This is a genomic window from Bradyrhizobium sp. UFLA05-108 (assembly GCF_059803455.1).
This window is the reverse complement of sequence record NZ_JBANAZ010000020.1, coordinates 82280-99683: the sequence shown is the minus strand read 5'-3', so window position 1 is coordinate 99683 and position 17404 is coordinate 82280. Positions and strand designations below refer to the sequence as shown.

Below are 17404 nucleotides of genomic sequence, written 5' to 3'. Positions count from 1 at the left end.
GCAACAATTGCTCCCCCCGGGCTCTGCCTCACCAGCCGAGCTCACGCAGATAGGCCGCGCGGGCGTCAACTCCGGTATGCGTGAAATCGGTAAAGACCCCATCCACGCCGAGACGAAAGAACTTGAGATATTCGAGGCTTGCGTCGCCGTGATAGTCGCCAGCCAGATACTTCTTCTCGTTTCGGAAAGTGAAGACGTGCACGAACAGGCCGAGCTTGTGCGCGTCGGCAACGAGGCTGGTCGCTTCCTGCGTCGAAGCCTCCGGCGTCGATCCCTTGTAGGGCGAGCCATCGGCGTTGCTGTCCTTCCACGGCGAAATCTTGAGCGGCACGATATATGGCTTCCACGGACCGATGCCGTCGGCATAGGTCTTGATCTCCGCAAGGCCCTCAGGGGTCACCATCGCATCGTACAAGCGCGCGTCACCCGACACCGTCCAGTCGAACGGACGCGAATTGGTGATGTTGTTGTTGAGGACCTTGCCGGCCTTTGAAGTCGACACCGTTGCCATCGATGAGCTGGACCTGCCGCGTCTCCAGGCCATGGCTGCGCATATATTTCAGGCTACCGGGCTCGAAGCTCTGGACGAAGATGGGGGCGTCCTTCGAGTTGAGACCGTTGTCCTTGATGATCTTGATCAGGGCATCCTCGAGCGGATGGCTGCCGGGCGCACCACAGCCATTGGCGATCGCCTGCGCATTGTTCCAGGTCGGATTCTTGGTTTCCGGATAGACGGTGATGGTACGCCCCGTCTCCTTGCTCTTGGCCTTGGCGATGTCGATGATGTCCTGGAAGCTGATGATCGGGAACTTGCCGTTGAAAACCTTCGGCCTTTCGTTGGCCGCATCATAGGTGGTGCCGGCAATCCAGTCCTTCAGCTCGGCCATCGTGAAATCGGTGATCGACCAGTCATTGGTATGGTCTTCGCCGTCCACGATCAGCGATTTCAGCACCGATTTGGGGTCGGCCGGATCGGTGAGATCCGTGAGGTAGTCAGCAGGCGTGCTGGGGGAAGATGGGGCCTTGACGCGCACGCCGGGGACCGTGCGCTTGCGGGCCGCAACCGCCGGATTGGTCTTCGCCACCTCGGCAACGTTGGTATTGTCGTTCAGCCAGGGATTGTGACGTGCGACCAGGATACAATCCTTGGTCAGGTGCAGGTCCTCCTCGAGCGCGTCGGTTCCGAGGGCTGCTGCAAGGTCATACGATGCCTCGGTCTCTTCAGGCACCAGCCCCGGTAGGCCGCGATGCCCGAGGATCAGTGGCGGCTTGCCGTCGAGCGTCGGAACGGGCTTGGCGCCGGCTGGCGCCGAGCCGGCCTGTGCGAGGGCCATCGAGGGCGGGAGGAACGCCAAAGCGGCCGCACCGAGCAACATCGCGCCAACATGCATCTTCCGCGTTGAACGAACGTTCTTCATGGCCAAGCCTCCGTCTTTTGCCTGGCATCGCTTCGAATGCCGAAAGGGCCGAGCTGAATAGCTCGGCCCTTCGTCTTGTCTCAATTCTCTGACAGGCAGATGACGGAAGCGGCGCCGCATGGCGCCGCCTCGTCTCGATCAGAAGAAGCCGAGCTTCTTCGGGCTGTAGCTGACCAGGAGGTTCTTGGTCTGCTGATAGTGATCGAGCATCATCTTGTGGGTCTCACGGCCGACACCTGATTGCTTGTAGCCGCCGAACGCCGCATGTGCGGGATAGGCGTGGTAGCAGTTGGTCCAGACCCGGCCTGCCTGGATGGCGCGGCCGAAGCGGTAGCAGCGATTGGCATCGCGGCTCCAGACACCGGCCCCCAAGCCATAGAGCGTATCGTTGGCGATCGCGAGCGCCTCGTCATCCGTCTTGAAGGTCGTGACCGACACGACGGGGCCGAAGATCTCCTCCTGGAAGATCCGCATCTTGTTGTGGCCCTGGAACACCGTCGGCTGGACGTAGTAGCCGCCCGAAAGATCGCCGCCGAGGCTGGCGCGGCCACCGCCAGCTAGGACCTTCGCCCCTTCCTTCTTGCCGATGTCGATATAGGAAAGAATTTTCTCCAACTGCTCGCCCGAGGCCTGGGCACCGATCATGGTGTCCGCGGCACGAGGATCGCCCTGCTTGATGGCGGCGACGCGCTTCAGCGCCCGCTCCATGAAGCGGTCGTAGATGTCCTCATGAACCAGCGCACGGCTTGGACAGGTGCAGACCTCGCCCTGGTTCAGCGCGAACATCACGAAGCCCTCGATCGCCTTGTCGAAGAAATCGTCGTCTTCCGCGGTGACGTCCTTGAAGAAGATGTTCGGCGATTTGCCGCCGAGCTCGAGCGTAACGGGAATGAGGTTCTGGGCGGCATATTGCATGATCAGCCGGCCCGTCGTGGTCTCGCCTGTGAAGGCGATCTTGGCGATGCGTGGGCTGGACGCGAGCGGCTTGCCGGCCTCGAGGCCAAAGCCGTTGACGATGTTGAGCACGCCGGGCGGCAACAGGTCGCCTACGATCTCGGCCCAGACCATGATCGAGGCTGGCGTCTGCTCGGCCGGTTTCAGCACCACGCAATTGCCGGCGGCAAGCGCAGGCGCGAGCTTCCAGCACGCCATCAGCAACGGGAAGTTCCAGGGGATGATCTGACCGACGACGCCGAGCGGCTCGTGGAAATGATAGGCGATGGTGTCGTGATCGATCTCGCCGATCGAGCCTTCCTGGGCACGAACGACGCCAGCGAAATAGCGAAAGTGATCGATCGCGAGCGGCAGGTCGGCGGCGCGGGTTTCGCGGATCGGCTTGCCGTTGTCCCAGGTCTCGGCGATTGCGAGCCGCTCGAGGTTCTCTTCCATGCGGTCGGCGATCCGGTTCAAGATCGCGGCGCGCTCGGCAACGCTCGTGCTGCCCCAGGCAGCCTTGGCAGCATGCGCCGCATCGAGCGCTGCTTCGACGTCCTGGTGATCGGAGCGCGCGATCTTGCAGACGACCTGCCCGTTCACGGGCGAGGCGTTGTCAAAATACTTGCCGGATTGTGGGGCGACGAATTTGCCGCCGATGAAATTGTCGTACTTCGCGGCGAAAGGCACTTGTGCGGCGTTGACGAATTCAACCTTGTTCATGTTCACTCCCGATGTTGCTGTTTGCACGATCGTCGTGTGTTCACGACTTGCGCAGACGATGAAGCGGGAGGCGTCTTCTGTCAGCCCGGGGCGAAGCGATGACGGAGGCGACCTGTCGCAGTTCTGCGACAGGAGATGCAGTCGCACATGATGCAGCCACACATACCGACCTCATCCTGAGGGGCGCGTCCTAGCGCGCGTCTCGAAGGATGGCCGCGGGCGACAATCGGGCCTGCATGGTTCGAGAGGCCTGCTTCGCAGGCTCCTCACCATGAGGAATTCAGCTATGAATGCGGGGACGAAATCGCAGCTCAGTGCTTCAGTTCGAAGCGCTTGAGCTTTCGGTGCAGCGTGGCGCGACTGACACCGAGGGCCTTGGCGGCCGCGGAAACGTTGCCGCCCGCGCGCAACAGCGCCCGCTGCAATACCGCGCGCTGGCCACCGGCGAGGTGGTCGCGCGCTGCATCGCCACCGAGAAGATCGGCTGCGGGCACCGGCTGCAACGGGCGGCCGGGCGCGATCCCAAGTCCGACCCGGGCGGACCTTGTCGCGCCTATCACGAGATCATCCGCATCGACCGCGACGAGACCGCCGCAATGGCCGTCGGCTGACGGCGTCAGCACGATGCGGGCATGGGCAAAGGCTTTACGGAATAAGTCGGCCTCGATGCGTTTTGCCGCCTCGCCCACGGCAAGCGCGATCAGGTTGGCGAAGGCGTCGGTGCGGTCGGCACGGCAGGAGGAGACGTCGAGCACGCCGGCCAGCATCCCGTCATGATCGTAGATCGGAACAGCGGTGCAGCTCAGAAGCGTGTTGCGCGTGAAGAAATGTTGGTCGCGGTCGATGGTCAGAGGCCGCTGCTCGACGAGGCAGGTGCCGATGCCGTTGGTGCCCTCGTGCTCCTCGCTCCAGAGCGCGCCGGTCCACAGGCCCCAGGATTGGAACGTGGAATCGTCGGCCGGCGTGCCACGGCGATCGACCGGGGTGCCCTCGCGGTCGGCAAGCAGCACGCAGCAGCCGGCAGCGCCGACCGCCTGATAGAGCCGGTCCATCGCACCTTGAGCGGCCGACAGCAGCGGCGCGACGCGACCGCGCGCATGGTATAGCTCGGCCTCGGTGAGGCGGATCGGCGGCCTGCGGCCCGAGGGATCGAGATGATGCAATCGCGAGGAACGGCACCACGAGGCCACGAGCGCGGAGCGTGCCGCCTGGCCTGACGCGATGGCGGCCTCGACGCGAGCCGCGTGATGCGGGTGCATTTGCCCATTCATCACTGTTTCCTCCGGATGGCAGTGTAGATTCTGCCGGCGCAGTCCGATTGATCTGCGTCAATCCTCAAGTGCAGCGTGCAAGAAGGCATGAACCTCCGGCACTGCAGTCGTCAAGGCGAGAGCGCGCCCCACAATTACGACCTTCGACATAGGCGGCCGGCCCTGCTGAGGATCAGCAGAAGCTTCGATCTCGAGAATGTGCGGACGAACTAGTTCGAATTGTTCATCCGCACGAGGTCGTGCGGATTGACGAACTGGAGCTGGAATCGCGCGCGCTCGTCCAGCATGTCGGGGTCGATCTTTTCCGAGCGCAACAGCGACACCCGCTGCTCGCCCTCGGCGCGCTCACGCTTCAGCCGCGCGAGCTCGCTCGTCAGCGCGATGATCTCCTGGTCGAGCTCCTGGCGGGCGTTGAGACCGTATTTGCCGGTGTAGGCGTTGATGCCGAAATAGCCGACGATCGCGGCCGCCATAGCGTAGAGAGCAAGGCCGGTCAGAATCGATTTCAGGCGCGCACGGGTGACCATGTCCGGCAAGATGGGACAGGTTGGTTAAGGGAGTGCTAATCCCCTGCCCAGCCCACCCGATGGTGTCTGTTGTCCACCCGGAGTGCGATCGGTCAAATTGGGCAGAATCTCACCGGGCGTCATGCCCGGCCTTGTGCCGGGCATCCACGTCTTCGTCGATCCAACAAGGCCGTGGATGGCCGGGACAAGCCCGGCCATGACGGAGAGTTGGACACGCGCTCGGAGTGTGGGGCCTAGTCGATCAGCCCTGGTGCTTGGCGACGTGCGCGGCGAAGGCGTCGATGTACTGCTGGAGTACGGTCTTCAGCGAGTCCTTGATCAGGTTGCCGGCGGGGTCGAAGGCATCGCCGACGGCGTTCAGATAGGTCTCGGGCTGCTGCAGGATCGGGCCCGCGATGCCCGGCAGGATATTCTGCAACGTTTTCGCAGCACTGACTCCGCCCTGCGGGCCCGGCGAGTTGGAGATGATGCCGACCGGCTTGCCGTTGAGCGAGCTCTTGCCATAGGGCCGCGAGGCAACGTCAATGGCGTTCTTCAGGACGCCCGGGATTGCGCGGTTGTATTCAGGAGTCACGAACAGAACGCCGTTCGACTTCTGGAGCTTTTCGCGGAAAGCCAGCCAGTCGGCAGGCGGCGCGCTCTCGAGGTCCTGGTTGAAGAACGAGATACCCGCCGGCGTGATGACCTCGAGCGTGAGGGATGCCGGCGCGAGCTTTGCGAGCGCGTTGGCGATCTTGAGCGAAAAGCTCTCCTTGCGCAGGCTGCCGGCGATCGTGACGATGTTGTAGGCCATGGTTGTCCTTGAACCTCTAAGCGGGAAACGAGCCCGCGCACTTAATCCGTCTCGGCGAGATGATGCAAGTGCATGAACCGTTTCGGTTTGGAAACGCTGGGTTTCGCAAAAGCGATCGGTCGTCCCAAAACAATCGGGCCGCCAAACGGCGGCCCGACCAACCGACGCGAAGAACTGAACCGATCAGATCGTCGGATTCCAGGCCGACGGGACCAGGCGATATTTGGCGCCGTCCTTCTCGACGTGGCCGACCGACGGGAAGGTGAAGTGGAAGCCGACCACCGTCGCCTTCTCCGCTACCGCCATGTCGTAGAACTTGTGGCGTGTCTGCTGCGCGAGAGCACCATCGGTGTCGAAGGCAACGTGCCAATCCGGATTGCGCAGGAACAGCTCGGGAATGTTGGTGACGTCGGACTGGATCAGAACCTTGGCATTGCCCGACGCGACGGCGAATGAGGTGTGCCCGGGCGTATGGCCGGGCGTTCCGATCGAGGTGATGCCGGGCGCAACCTCCTTGCCCCAATCATACTTCGTCACCTTGGATTCAAGACCGGCAAAGGTCTTCTTCACGTTGGCGAAGTAGTTCTTCATCATTTCGTTGGACTGGGCCTTGGCGGCGTTCTCGTCGCTCGTCCAGAAGTCCCATTCCTTGGCCGGCACCATCAACTCTGCATTCGGGAAGGCCACAGCTCCGTCCGCGAGCCGAACGCCGTTGGTGTGGTCGGGATGAAGGTGAGAGAACAGCACGACATCGATGCTCTTCGGGTCGACGCCTGCGGCCGCAAGGTTCTGAAGAGTCCGGCCGACCGCACCCTTGCTCGCCTCGAAATTCGCAACACCGTTACCGGTGTCGATCAGCACCAGCTTGCTGCCGGTGTTGATGAGCTGCGGGTTGAACGGGATCGTGACCATGCCCTTCGGCATGTAGGCGGCGTCGGCGGCGGCGAGCGCCTCCTCCTTCGGAACGTTGGTGACGAACTTGTCGGGCATCGGGAAGGTGCGCGCCCCGTCATTGATCGAGGTGCATTCGTAGGAACCGACCTTGTAGCGATAGAAGCCCGGCGCCTGGGCTCCGCTTTGCGGCACTGCCGCATTGGCTGGCGTGGTTCCCAGGCGCGACAAGCTCGCCGCGCCAATGGCGGCGGCGCCGGCAAGCAGGTGACGGCGGTTGAGTTCGGTCATGGGAATGTCCCCTTCTGAGCGTTGCGGTTTTTTCCGCTTTCAATTGCGGCGGGAATGTTCTCCCGCCTCGCTCAGAAGGCAAGACCTTCTTTGGTCACGCTCGCGTCGGCTTTCACGCAAATTTATTTGGGTTGATGAGGAATTTTTCGCCGGTCGCCCGTTTGGCGTACACCGCAATGTTGGCCGGATCGAGGACCTCAGGAAGCGACACGACCTTGGTGTAGTGGCTGGCGAACGTCGTCTTCAATTCGCTCGCGACACGCTGGCGCAGCCGCCCGATCTCGGCCGGCCCGATCTTCTGGAGGAACGGGGTCAGCAGCCAGCCGCCGACGCCCCAGGCCATGCCGAAGCCGGGCGGCAGCTCGATCGGCCGCGTGTCGAGCATGCCGTAAACATAGACCTGCTTGTGCACGCTGGAACCGTAGCGGCTGTACTCCTTGGCTGTCTTGTTGATCGCAACTTCCATGCACCTCAGGATGTTGCCGGCGAGCCTGCCGCCGCTGATGGCATCGAAGGCGATGGTGGCGCCGGTCTCGACCAGCGCATTGGTGAGATCCTCGAGGAAGCTCGGCGCGGTGGAATCGACGACGTGCTTGGCGCCGATCTTGTGCAGGATGTCGGCCTGCTCCTTGCTGCGCACGATGTTGACGAGCGAGATGCCGTCCTTGATGCAGATCTTGTTCAGCATCTGCCCGAGATTGGAGGCGGCCGCCGTGTGCACCAGCGCCTTGTGGCCCTCGCGCCGCATCGTCTCGGTCATGCTGAGCGCGGTGAGCGGGTTGACGAACCAGGACGCGCCCTCCGCCGCAGTCGTCCCCTCAGGCAGCGGCTGGCAGTCCCTCGCCTTCAAGGTCCGGTACTGCGCGTACATCGCGCCGCCGATCATCGAGACCGTCTTGCCCATCAGCGCTTTCGCGGCGTCAGACGAGCCGGTCCTGATGACGATGCCGGCGCCCTCATTGCCAACCGGCAACGATTGGTCGAGCCGCGCCCCCATAGCCTGCATCGCGGCGTCAGGCACCTTGGCGGTGATGACCGGAGCATCCTTCGTGCCGGACGCCTTCGCGGTGCTCATGTCGGCGGCGCCGACGAGGAGGCCGAGATCCGACGGGTTGATCGGGGTCGCCTCGATGCGGACGACGACCTCGTCCTCGGCAGGCTCGGGGGTCGGCACGTCGACGAGCGAGATCTCGAGCTCGCCGCTTTTCTTGATCAGCGAACGCAACTGAAGTCCGTTTCTGCCATCGCTCATGTCGACCTCCCTTTTTCGGTTCGTTGACTACGCCAGCGCCTTCAGCGCCGCCTTGCCGGGATAGACGGCCTGCTTGCCGAGCTGCTGCTCAATGCGCAGGAGCTGATTGTATTTGGCGGTGCGATCCGAGCGCGCAAGGGAGCCGGTTTTGATCTGGCCGCAATTGGTGGCGACCGCGAGATCGGCGATGGTGGAATCCTCGGTCTCGCCGGAGCGGTGCGACATGACGGAGGTGTAGCCAGCCTTGTGCGCCATCTCGACGGCGGCGAGCGTCTCGGTCAGCGTGCCGATCTGGTTGACCTTGATCAGGATCGAGTTGGCGCGGCCCGCCTTGATGCCCTCGGACAGTCGCTTGACGTTGGTGACGAACAGATCGTCGCCGACGAGCTGGCACTTCTTGCCGATCAGATCGGTGAGCTCCTTCCAGCCGTCCATGTCGTCCTCCGACATGCCGTCCTCGATGGTGACGATCGGATAGCGCGACACGAGGTCGGCGAGATATTTGGCCTGCTCGGAGATCGAGCGGGTCTTGCCCTCGCCTTCATAGACGTACTTGCCGTTCTTGAAGAACTCGGTCGAGGCGCAGTCGAGCCCGAGCACGACGTCGGAGCCCGCCTTGAAGCCGGCCTTGCCGATCGCGTTCATGACGAATTCGAGCGCGGCGTCCGCCGACGGCAGGTTCGGCGCGAAGCCGCCCTCGTCGCCGACATTGGTGTTGTGGCCGGCCTTCTTCAGTTCGGACTTCAGCGTGTGGAATACTTCCGCGCCGTAGCGCAGACCTTCGGCGAAGCTCGTGGCGCCGACCGGCAGGATCATGAATTCCTGGAAGTCGATCGGGTTGTCGGCGTGCACGCCGCCATTGATGATGTTCATCATCGGGACCGGCAGGACCCGAGCAGAAGTGCCGCCGACGTAACGATAGAGCGGCATGTCGAGTGATTGCGCGGCAGCCTTGGCGCAGGCCAGCGAGACGCCGAGGATGGCGTTGGCGCCGAGACGGCTCTTGTTCGGCGTGCCGTCGAGATCGATCATGACCTGGTCGATCTGGACCTGGTGCTCGACATCCATGCCGCTGAGCGCCTCATAGATCTCGCCATTGACGGCGCCGACCGCCTTCGAGACGCCCTTGCCGAGATAGCGAGCCTTGTCGCCATCGCGCAGCTCCACCGCCTCATGGGCGCCGGTCGAGGCGCCCGAGGGCACCGCGGCGCGGCCGAGCGAGCCGTCTTCCAATACGACGTCGACCTCGACGGTCGGATTGCCCCGGCTATCGAGAATTTCGCGGCCGATGATGTCGACAATGGCGGTCATGATGCGCTTCCGTTCGTTAGAGCTGTCAGTTCGCGGGGGCGTATTACACGGAGCGCAAGCAAATGTGAACGCTTGGGCGCTCGCCTTCGACTGACGCTTGAAGAGCAGCGGACTAAGCTTGACGCCACTTGATCTGCGCGTCCAACCTCCATCTGAAACAGTCGGGGTAACGCCATGAATCGCCGCCAGTTTCTCGCCTCCGGCGCCGCCGTCCTCGCAATCCGCCCAGCTTTTGCGCAAGAGGGCCCGTTCCGCACGAAATATTTCCCGATCAGCCCCGGCATCGGCCTGCACGACCTCACGCCCGCCCCCGACGGCACGATCTGGTTCACCGCGCAAGGCAAGGGCATGCTCGGCAAGCTCGATCCCAGGGACGGATCGTTCAAAACCGTGAACCTCGGCCAGGGTGCAGCCCCGCATGGCGTGACCATCGGCCCGGATGGCGCGCCGTGGATCACCGAGGGCGGCCAGAACGCGATCGCCCGGGTCGACCCGGACGATCTCAAGGTCACGCTGTTCCGCCTGCCCGAAAAGTTCGCTTACGCCAATCTCAACACCGGCGTGTTCGACAAGGCCGGCACCTACTGGTTCACCGGGCAGTCCGGCTATTACGGCCGGCTCGTGCCGAAATCCGGCGAGATGACGGTGTTCAAGGCGCCGAAGGGCGTCGGGCCTTATGGCATCACCGTGACGCCCAAGGGCGACGTCTGGTACGCCTCGCTTGCCGGCAGCTACATCGCGAAGATCGATCTTGCGACCGGCAACGCCAGCGTAGTGCAGCCGCCGACGCCGAATGCCGGTTCGCGGCGCGTCTGGTCGGATTCGAAGAGCCGGATCTGGGTCAGCGAGTGGAACACCGGGCACGTATCCGTGCACGATCCCGCCGACGGTTCGTGGAAGACCTGGAAGCTGCCGGGCGAGCATCCCCGCGCCTATGCGGTTTTCGTCGATGACAAGGACAAGGTCTGGCTCACCGATTTCTCGGCCAATGCGATCGTCCGCTTCGATCCCGCGACCGAGAAGTTTAACGTCTTCGCCAGTGACAAGCCAAACGCCAACGTTCGCCAGCTCGACGGCCGGCCGGGTGAGCTGTGGGGCTGCGAGTCCGGCAACGACCGGATCGTCATGATCCAGACGGTTGCCACTGGTTGACGGCGACGACAATTGCGTCCATCTCGACGTCCGAAAAGGACGATAGACGATGGCGAAAAAACCTCTCCAGCTCGGCCGCGCGGTCGAATGGCCGCACACACCCGAAGAAGCCCAGCTCGACCGCGTGCCCAACCCGCAAAAAGGCACCGACTATCTGGTACGCTTCACCGTGCCGGAATTCACCTCGATCTGCCCGGTCACGGGACAGCCGGATTTCGCGCATCTCGTGATCGACTACGCACCGGGCCAGTGGCTGCTGGAGTCGAAGTCACTCAAACTTTATGTCGCGAGCTTCCGCAATCACGGCGCCTTCCACGAGGACTGCACCGTGATGATCGGCAAGCGCATCGCATCCGAGATCAAGCCGAAATGGATCCGGATCGGCGGCTACTGGTATCCCCGCGGCGGCATCCCGATCGACGTGTTCTGGCAGACCGGCCGCGTGCCAAAGGGCCTGTGGGTGCCCGAGCAAGGCGTTGCGCCGTATCGCGGGCGGGGTTAGCGGTTGGTCGGCCGCGTTTTCCGCGGCTTCGGTTTTGATGTCCCCTTGGGCGCCGCGTGCTCTCGCTTCAAAGCGACCCGACGCGCCGCCTCCAGCGCAGATCGCGCCCACGTAACGAGTTCGTCGGGATCGTCGAATAGCCGCTCCGGCGCCCGCCAGAAAGCGAGATCGACGGTGCCGCCCTTCTTCTCGTAATTCAGCGGTGGAAACGCTTCCGCCTCCTTCAGAGCATTGCGGTTGCCATCATCGACGCGGAAGTAAAGCGTATCGTCTCTTACCATCCCCAGCATGACGCCATCGCAGAAGACGCCTGTCTTGCCGAACATGCGCCGCACCGTGATGCGTCCGAGTGGCGCGAGCTGCTCGCGCAGAAACTCTATGAAGCTATAGCTGGCAACCATGCTGCTCCCTCAGGGGAGTGCTATGTTAGCGCCGCAATGCGCCCAATCAAACGCGCGCATCCGCCGGCGCGCGCTGCCTGAGCAGCCGGGCGCAGACCAGGCCCAGCACCACCATGATCCCGGCGCTCGCAAACAGCGTCGTCCCCTTGCCGCCATGTGCGAGCCCGAAGCCATAGGCGATCGGCCCCACCGTCTGGCCCATGAAGAAGAAGAACGAGTGCAGCGACAGTGCGGTGGCGCGCGCTTCGACCGAAAGCTCGCTGGCAAACACCTGAAGGCAGCCATGGGCCATGTAGAAGCCCCAGCCCATCACCACGAGGTTGAGCGTCTGGATTTCCCAGCGCGGACCGAACGCGACGGCGACGAGCTGCGAGGCCACCAGCACGGTGCCCGCGATCATCATGCCCTTGACGCCAAGCCGCGGCAGAAGGCGCGACACCGTCATGGTGTAGAACAACCCGCCGACCGCAAAGCCCGCGATGACGATGCCGGCAACGGACAGCGAGGTCTCGCCGAGGTCGAACAGGAACGAGGCGATGTATGGAAACAGGCCGAGCACGCAGCAACCTTCGATGAACACGGCCGAGTAGCACACCGGCGCGTTCGGATTGGTGAAGATGGTGCGATAGCCGGTCTTCAGCGCTGAGAGGCTGGTCTTCGGTGGATGCTTGATCTTGGCGCCGCGGAAGCCGGCCGCGACCGCGACCGAAGCCACGATGACCAGCAGCCCTAACACGGCGAGCACACCGCGCCAGCCGAGGAAGTCGCCGATCAGGCCGGAGGCAGAGGCGCCCAGGAGATTGCCGGTCATGGCGCCGGCAAGCGTTCGGCCGATCGCGATCTGCCGCTTTTCAGGTCCGACGAGTTCGCTGGTCAGGCTGAGCGCAATCGGAAACACGCCGCCGGAACCGATGCCGGCCAGGATGCGGGTGGCAAACAGCAGCGAGAACGAGGTCGAGAGCGCGCCGAGAATACTGGCAACACCCAGCACCGTAAGGCAGCCGATCATCAGCCGCGTCTTGCCGAAGAGATCGGCGGCGGCGCCGATCAATGGCTGGATGATCGCGAAAGTAAAGGCGAAGACCGCGGAGAAGCCCGCGGCGGTCGCGATGCTGACCTGAAAATCCTCGGCGATATGCGGCAGCACCGGATCGAGCGCCCGGGCCGAAAGCGCCGCAGCAAAGCTCGCCCCCGAGATGACGTAGAGCGCGGGCGGCAAGCCGTGATCGTGCGGCCGCGCCTGCCCTTGCGGCATCAGCGCGGATTCTTTGCGAGCGCGTCGAACGCCATCAGCGTGCGGATGAGTCCTTCGAACTCGCGCAGCGGCACCATGTTGGGTCCGTCCGACGGCGCACGGTCGGGATCGGGGTGCGTCTCGATGAACACGCCGGCGACGCCGACGGCAACGGCAGCGCGGGCCAGCACCGGCACGAACTCGCGCTCGCCGCCGGACGATGCGCCCTTCCCGCCCGGCTGCTGCACCGAATGCGTGGCATCGAAGATCACGGGCGCACCGGTGGTGCGCGCCAGGATCGGCAGCGCGCGCATATCGGAGACCAGCGTATTGTAGCCGAAGGAGGCGCCGCGCTCGGTGACGAGCACGTTGGGATTATTGGCGCTCGTGATCTTGGTCACGACATTGGCCATGTCCCAGGGTGCCAGAAACTGTCCCTTCTTGACGTTGACGACCTTGCCGGTGGCCGCGGCGGCCAGCAGGAGATCAGTCTGTCGGCACAGGAAGGCCGGGATTTGCAGGATGTCGACGGCCTGCGCGACATCGGCGCACTGCGCCGCCTCATGCACGTCGGTGAGAACCGGCAGGCCCAGCGAGGAACGGATCTCCGCGAAGATCGGCAGCGACTGCGCGAGGCCCAGCCCGCGCGCAGCCGACGCGCTCGTGCGGTTGGCCTTGTCGAAGGAGGTCTTGTAGACGAGGCCGATTTTCAAACGGGTTGCAATCTCCTTCAGAGCGGAGGCGACCTCCAGCGCATGCGCCCTGCTCTCGAGTTGGCACGGGCCGGCAATGATCGCGATCGGCAGATCATTACCGAACCTCACCGCCCCCAGATCAACCACCGCTGCTGCCGACTTGTCTGCGCTCAAGGCCAAATATCCCTGTTTCGGCGCGACCATAGCGGCGATAAGAGGCGGATCAACCCTATTCGGCCCGCCCCCTCGAATATCAGGGTTGCGAAGGCGGCGCGGCGAGGCCGACCGTCACTTCACCGCGGAAAAAGCGGTCGGCGCCAGGATCTGGCTGACGATATTGGCGACGATCTGGCCGTCTGCTTCCGTCTTGGCGCGCGCTTCGAGCCACTCCGGATCGGTCATGAATGCGGTCCATTTCGTCTCGCGATCTGCAAGCGAGTGCCAGGCCAGGAAATAGGTCAGCTCCTGGTTGGATTCGCCGATCAGCGTGGTGAAGAACCCGGCCTGCTTGATGCCGTGCTTCTCCCAGATTTTCAGCGTGATCGTGTCGAAGCGCTTGAGCAGCGCCGGCAGCCGGCCCGGCACGCAACGATACTGGCGCATTTCGTAGATCATTGGAGCTCACTCCCTGCATTGTTGTTCTTGCGGCAGGGAGTTGTCGCAACAATTTGCGCGCGCGTCAAAGGCTGGAGGTGCTTACACCAGCCGGCTCTGCTTCGCCGCCGCCTGAATGAAGGAGGCGAACAACGGATGCGGCTCGAAGGGCCGTGACTTCAGCTCGGGGTGGAACTGCACGCCGATGAACCAGGGGTGATCCTCGTATTCGACGATCTCCGGCAGCACGCCGTCGGGCGACAGGCCTGAGAACTTCAAACCGTGCTGCTCGAGGCGGTCCTTGTAGGCGGTGTTGACCTCGTAGCGGTGGCGATGGCGCTCGGAAATCTCGGTCGCACCGCCATAGATCTGCGAGACGCGGCTGCCGCGCGTGAGCGCTGCGGGATAGGCACCAAGCCGCATCGTGCCGCCGAGGTCTCCGGCCTGCGAGCGCTTCTCGAGCTCATTGCCGCGCAGCCATTCGGTCATCAGACCGACGAGCGGCTCCTTGGTCGGACCGAACTCGGTGGAGTTGGCCTCCTCGATGCCGACGAGATTTCGCGCAGCTTCGATCACCGCCATCTGCATGCCGAAGCAGATGCCGAAATAGGGCACGTCGCGCTCGCGCGCGAACTGCGCCGCCTTGATCTTGCCTTCGGCGCCGCGCTGGCCGAAGCCGCCGGGCACGAGGATTCCGTTGACGTGCTCGAGGAAGGGCGCGGGATCTTCCTTCTCGAAGATCTCGCTCTCGATCCAATCGAGATTGACCTTCACCTTGTTGGCGATGCCGCCGTGCGACAGTGCCTCGATCAGCGATTTATACGCATCCTTCATGCCGGTGTATTTGCCGACGATGGCGATAGTGACGTTGCCCTCGGGATTGCGGACACGCTCGTTGATCTGCTGCCAGCTTCGCAGCTCCGGTGGAATACGCGAGCCGATGCCGAAGGCGGCGAGCACTTCGTCGTCGAGGCCCGCGGCGTGATAGGCCTCGGGCACGGCGTAGATGTTGTCGACGTCGCGCGCCTCGATCACGGCGCTTTCGCGCACGTTGCAGAACAGCCCGAGCTTGCGGCGTTCTTCCTTCGGAATCTCGCGATCGGTGCGACAGAGCAGGATATCCGGCTGGATGCCGATCGAGCGCAGCTCCTTCACCGAATGCTGCGTCGGTTTCGTCTTGAGCTCGCCTGCGCTCGGTATGTACGGGAGCAGCGTGAGATGGATGTAGACGGCGTGATCGCGCGGCAGCTCGTTCCCAAGCTGGCGGATCGCTTCGAAGAACGGCAAACCTTCGATGTCGCCGACGGTGCCGCCGATCTCGACCAGCACGAAATCGTAGTCGTCATTGCCTGACAGCACGAACTCCTTGATGGCGTTCGTGACGTGCGGCACGACCTGGATCGTCGCGCCGAGATAATCGCCGCGGCGCTCCTTGGAGATGATGTCCTGATAGATGCGGCCCGTGGTGATGTTGTCGGCCTTGGTCGCCGGCCGCCCTGTGAAGCGCTCATAGTGACCGAGGTCGAGATCGGTCTCCGCGCCGTCATCGGTCACGAACACTTCGCCGTGCTGATACGGCGACATCGTTCCGGGATCGAGATTGAGATAGGGGTCGAGCTTGCGGAGGCGGACCTTGTAGCCCCGGGCTTGCAACAGAGCACCCAGTGCCGCTGAAGCCAAACCCTTGCCGAGCGAAGAAACCACGCCGCCGGTGATGAATATGTACCGCGCCATGGGACTTAACCTTTAATCCCCCGAACTCGATTCGCCAAAGCGATTCGCGTCCCGCCCCTAACAATTTGCGGGCCTGTGGGTGAGCCAGAACTGAGTGTGTTGCCAGAGCCTTGATGGGGATTGTTGATGCAGGACGCTAGGCGTCGTCCTGCATGGCCCCTCTGCTTTATTGCGAACGTGGCGCCTGCGGACCGGTGGGCGCCTGATTCTGCTGCTGCTCGTCCGCCTTCTTCAGCGTATCCAGGACGCCGCCCGAGGTCGGCGGCGCCACCGGAGCCGCACCACCGGCGGGCTGAGACTGCGACGCGGGCTGGCCAATAATCGAAGACGGCTTACGGTCGTACCCCGCATACCAGGACAGGAAGAGGCTGGTCAGGAAAAAACCGGCGGCCAGGATCGCGGTCGTGCGCGATAAGAGATTCGCGGTGCCGCGGCTCGACATGAAGCCTGCGCCTCCACCCATGCCGAGGCCGCCGCCTTCCGACTTCTGCAGCAGCACGGCGCCGATCATCACGGCGACGATCATGAGATGGATAACGATCACAACGGTCTGCATGGTACCCTTCCGTCACAAGCGGGTAGCGCCGGTGCCGGCAGCCATCGCGCTTTGCGGGTTTTCCTGAAGTTGCGCGGTGTTACACGATCAGGACCGGCATTGCCACCCCCGATCGGTCCGGACTCCGCGTTGAGCCGCCTTGCGCTTTGCCGCTTAGCTAAGGACAACCCTTGTTAGCTAAGGGCAGCCTTGGGCAATCGCAAGGAAATCGGCCGCCTTGAGGCTGGCACCGCCGACCAGCGCGCCGTTGACGTTTTTCACCGCCATCAGCTCGGCCGCGTTCGACGGCTTGACCGAGCCGCCATAGAGGATGCGCATCTTCGCCCCCTCGTCCCTGAACCGGGAGATCAGCAGTTCCCGGATAAAGCCATGAATCTGCTCGACATCCTTGGCCGTGGGGGTCAGGCCCGTGCCGATCGCCCAGACCGGCTCATAGGCCACGACCAGATTGTCCGCTTTTGAGCCGTCCGGAAGCGACAGGTTGAGCTGGCCGCGCAGGACATCCAGGGTCTGTCCGGCATCACGTTGGCCCTGCGTCTCGCCGACGCAGACGATCGCGATTACCCCTGCCCGCCAGGCCGCCTCGGCCTTCTGCCGCACCAATTCATCGCTCTCGCCGTGGTCGGCGCGGCGCTCGGAATGACCGACGATGATGGCGGAAGCGCCCGCATCCATCAGCATTTCCGCCGCGATATCGCCCGTATGGGCACCGGAGGCCTTAGGGTGGCAATCCTGCGCACCGACGGCGACCTTCTTGCCGACCGCCTTGGCGGCAAAGGCCGCAATCAGCGTCGCCGGCGGACACACCAGGAGATCCGCCTTGGCGGCGACCTCTGCCGCGCCGGTGAGCATGGCGTCGAATTCGGCAGCGGAGGCCTTGAGGCCGTTCATCTTCCAGTTTCCGGCAATCAGCGGTCGGATGGCGTCTGTCATGTGCATATTCCAGCGAAATGAGGTCTGGCATGCGCTAGCAGACCGGGCGTCCCAGTTCCAGAGACCCGCCCTGTTAACACAGCTTAAGGGAGCGGCAGGTTGCGGGGGGAAAGCCGCCACTTTATGATGCCATATCAATTCGGTGATGCGCTTTTGCGGAATCTGCTTTAAGGCGCGCCCGGTTCCCTCCTGC

At 63.5% G+C, this 17404-nt stretch carries 18 protein-coding genes; 2 read left to right on the top strand and 16 right to left on the bottom strand.

What is annotated here, in order from left to right; all coding sequences use genetic code 11:
* Positions 1-28: 28 nt before the first annotated feature.
* The 9 genes from SO140_RS16995 to eno all read right to left on the bottom strand — a co-directional run bounded on the left by SO140_RS16995 (position 29) and on the right by eno (position 9410).
* Positions 29-502, bottom strand: a complete 474-nt coding sequence (locus SO140_RS16995) for a glycerophosphodiester phosphodiesterase family protein (RefSeq protein WP_498542861.1) — start codon at positions 500-502, stop codon at positions 29-31.
* Positions 423-1418, bottom strand: a complete 996-nt coding sequence (locus tag SO140_RS16990) for a glycerophosphodiester phosphodiesterase family protein (protein ID WP_498542860.1) — start codon at positions 1416-1418, stop codon at positions 423-425. The genes SO140_RS16995 and SO140_RS16990 overlap by 80 nt, the downstream gene beginning before the upstream one ends.
* A gap of 138 nt (positions 1419-1556) precedes the next feature.
* A complete protein-coding gene (gene adh / locus SO140_RS16985; RefSeq protein ID WP_498542859.1) occupies positions 1557-3074 on the bottom strand; it encodes an aldehyde dehydrogenase in 1518 nt (505 codons plus the stop codon).
* Between the two features lie 311 nt (positions 3075-3385).
* Positions 3386-4345: a helix-turn-helix domain-containing protein gene (locus tag SO140_RS16980; protein WP_498542858.1), complete on the bottom strand. Its 960-nt coding sequence runs from the start codon at positions 4343-4345 to the stop codon at positions 3386-3388.
* A 209-nt stretch (positions 4346-4554) separates the two neighbouring features.
* On the bottom strand, positions 4555-4872 hold the full coding sequence (locus SO140_RS16975; protein WP_458150303.1) for an FtsB family cell division protein: 318 nt from the start codon (positions 4870-4872) through the stop codon (positions 4555-4557).
* Positions 4873-5113: 241 nt separating this feature from the next.
* Positions 5114-5665 carry an NADPH-dependent FMN reductase gene (locus SO140_RS16970; protein ID WP_449382329.1) on the bottom strand — a complete coding sequence of 184 codons (552 nt, stop codon included), beginning with the start codon at positions 5663-5665 and terminating at the stop codon, positions 5114-5116.
* A gap of 183 nt (positions 5666-5848) precedes the next feature.
* Positions 5849-6847, bottom strand: a complete 999-nt coding sequence (locus SO140_RS16965; RefSeq protein WP_449382328.1) for an MBL fold metallo-hydrolase — start codon at positions 6845-6847, stop codon at positions 5849-5851.
* Between the two features lie 112 nt (positions 6848-6959).
* Positions 6960-8099 carry a zinc-binding dehydrogenase gene (locus tag SO140_RS16960; protein WP_498542857.1) on the bottom strand — a complete coding sequence of 380 codons (1140 nt, stop codon included), beginning with the start codon at positions 8097-8099 and terminating at the stop codon, positions 6960-6962.
* Between the two features lie 27 nt (positions 8100-8126).
* Positions 8127-9410 (bottom strand): phosphopyruvate hydratase, encoded by a 1284-nt coding sequence (gene eno / locus SO140_RS16955; RefSeq protein WP_498542856.1) that lies wholly within the window; start codon positions 9408-9410, stop codon positions 8127-8129.
* 174 nt (positions 9411-9584) lie between these two features.
* Here eno and SO140_RS16950 point away from each other — a divergent pair, with 174 nt between their 5' ends.
* Positions 9585-10562: a Vgb family protein gene (locus tag SO140_RS16950; RefSeq protein WP_498542855.1), complete on the top strand. Its 978-nt coding sequence runs from the start codon at positions 9585-9587 to the stop codon at positions 10560-10562.
* Between the two features lie 49 nt (positions 10563-10611).
* Positions 10612-11064, top strand: coding sequence for a preQ(1) synthase (queF, locus tag SO140_RS16945; protein ID WP_498542854.1), 453 nt, complete (start codon positions 10612-10614; stop codon positions 11062-11064).
* Here queF and SO140_RS16940 read toward each other — a convergent pair.
* The 7 genes from SO140_RS16940 to tpiA form a co-directional block, all read right to left on the bottom strand.
* Positions 11061-11465 (bottom strand): TfoX/Sxy family protein, encoded by a 405-nt coding sequence (locus tag SO140_RS16940; protein WP_498542853.1) that lies wholly within the window; start codon positions 11463-11465, stop codon positions 11061-11063. The genes queF and SO140_RS16940 overlap by 4 nt on opposite strands.
* A gap of 46 nt (positions 11466-11511) precedes the next feature.
* The gene (locus SO140_RS16935) at positions 11512-12720 is read right to left on the bottom strand and encodes an MFS transporter (protein WP_498542852.1); all 1209 of its coding nucleotides are present in this window, start codon (positions 12718-12720) and stop codon (positions 11512-11514) included.
* Positions 12720-13568, bottom strand: a complete 849-nt coding sequence (gene kdsA, locus SO140_RS16930) for a 3-deoxy-8-phosphooctulonate synthase (RefSeq protein ID WP_498542851.1) — start codon at positions 13566-13568, stop codon at positions 12720-12722. The genes SO140_RS16935 and kdsA overlap by 1 nt, the downstream gene beginning before the upstream one ends.
* A gap of 114 nt (positions 13569-13682) precedes the next feature.
* Positions 13683-14009 (bottom strand): NIPSNAP family protein, encoded by a 327-nt coding sequence (locus SO140_RS16925; protein ID WP_449382320.1) that lies wholly within the window; start codon positions 14007-14009, stop codon positions 13683-13685.
* 81 nt (positions 14010-14090) lie between these two features.
* The gene (gene pyrG / locus SO140_RS16920) at positions 14091-15722 is read right to left on the bottom strand and encodes a CTP synthase (RefSeq protein WP_498542850.1); all 1632 of its coding nucleotides are present in this window, start codon (positions 15720-15722) and stop codon (positions 14091-14093) included.
* Between the two features lie 166 nt (positions 15723-15888).
* Positions 15889-16278, bottom strand: a complete 390-nt coding sequence (gene secG, locus SO140_RS16915) for a preprotein translocase subunit SecG (RefSeq protein ID WP_449382318.1) — start codon at positions 16276-16278, stop codon at positions 15889-15891.
* A gap of 177 nt (positions 16279-16455) precedes the next feature.
* On the bottom strand, positions 16456-17211 hold the full coding sequence (gene tpiA, locus SO140_RS16910) for a triose-phosphate isomerase (RefSeq protein WP_498542849.1): 756 nt from the start codon (positions 17209-17211) through the stop codon (positions 16456-16458).
* Positions 17212-17404 lie beyond the last annotated feature (193 nt).